The sequence below is a fragment of the Sphaerisporangium sp. TRM90804 genome (assembly GCF_029846175.1).
GTDB lineage: Bacteria > Actinomycetota > Actinomycetes > Streptosporangiales > Streptosporangiaceae > Sphaerisporangium.
In genome coordinates this window covers 1-1,344 of the sequence record NZ_JARWAC010000069.1, presented here as the reverse complement: position 1 = coordinate 1,344, position 1,344 = coordinate 1, and the positions used below count along the sequence as shown (strand labels likewise).

Annotated in this window: 1 protein-coding gene; it reads right to left on the bottom strand. The window is 69.0% G+C overall.

Going from position 1 to position 1,344, the window contains the following annotated elements; genetic code table 11:
* A partial coding sequence (locus PYR91_RS36280; RefSeq protein WP_279787546.1) for an amino acid adenylation domain-containing protein occupies positions 1-1,295 on the bottom strand: 1,295 nt, incomplete at its 3' end.
* Positions 1,296-1,344 lie beyond the last annotated feature (49 nt).

Genomic DNA, 1,344 nt, shown 5'->3' with positions numbered 1-1,344 from the left:
TCGGCGGGGACGGTGTAGGCGATCAGGTGGGTGTCGCCCGTGGCCGATCGCCAGGGGAGCACGACGGCCTGTGCCACGGCCGGGTGGGCGCTCACCGCGGCGGCGACCTCACCAGGCTCCACCCGGAACCCCCGGATCTTCACCTGATCATCAACCCGACCGACGAACTCCAACACCCCATCGGCCCGCCACCGCACCGCATCCCCCGTGCGATACATCCGCGACCCCGCAGGACCGAACGGATCAGCCACGAACCGCTCCGCCGTCAGACCGAACCGGCCCGCATACCCCCGAGCCAGCCCCATCCCCGCCACATACAACTCCCCCACCGCACCCGGCGGCACCAACCCCAACCCACCATCCAGCACATACACCCGCACCCCCGGCAACGGCGCCCCGATCGGCACCGGCGACGGCCACCCCCCCGAACCACCCGGCAACGAAAACGCCGTCACCAACTGCGTCTCCGTCGGCCCGTACTGATTGGACAACCGCCCACCACCCAGCCCCGCACGCAACGCAGGACCAGCCACCAACGCCTCACCCGCCTGAAAAACCTCCACCAACCGCAGCTCCACACCCGCACCCGCCGCAGCCTCGAACAACGCGTTCACCGCCGAACTCGGCGCGAACAACTCCCCCACCCCATGCACACCCATCCACCGGGCCAACGCCACCGGATCACGACGAGTCACCTCATCCGGCACCACCACACACTTGCCAGCCAACAACGCCGACAAGATCTCCTGCGCCGCCACATCAAACCCCAACGACGCGAACTGACCCACCCGCCGACCAGGCCCACCCCCATACACCCGCCGATGCCACACCAACACATCAGCCAACGCCGACCCCACCATCACCACACCCTTAGGCCGCCCCGTCGACCCAGAGGTGAACACCAGATACACCGGATGCTCCGGCCGCACCACACACAACCGATCCCCATCACCCACCGGCTCCGCCGAAGCCGCACCCACCTCCGCCACCACGACCGGGTCATCCAAAACCAGCAACCGACCCGCTACCGACCCCGGCAACCGGCCCGCCACCGACGACACCGTCACCACCACCACCGGATCGGCATCCGCCAGCATCACGCCCAGCCGCTCGACCGGGTGCTCCGGATCCAACGGCACATACGCCGCCCCCGACACCAGCACCGCCGCCATCGCCACGACCATCGACTCCGAACGCGGAACCACCACCGCCACAACCCGCTCAGGCCCCGCACCACGAGCGATCAACACCCGCGCCAACCGGAAAACCGCCGCCCCCAACTCAGCGAACGACAACTCCCCACCCACACCCACCACCGCCGGCCCATCACCACCCACCGACAAC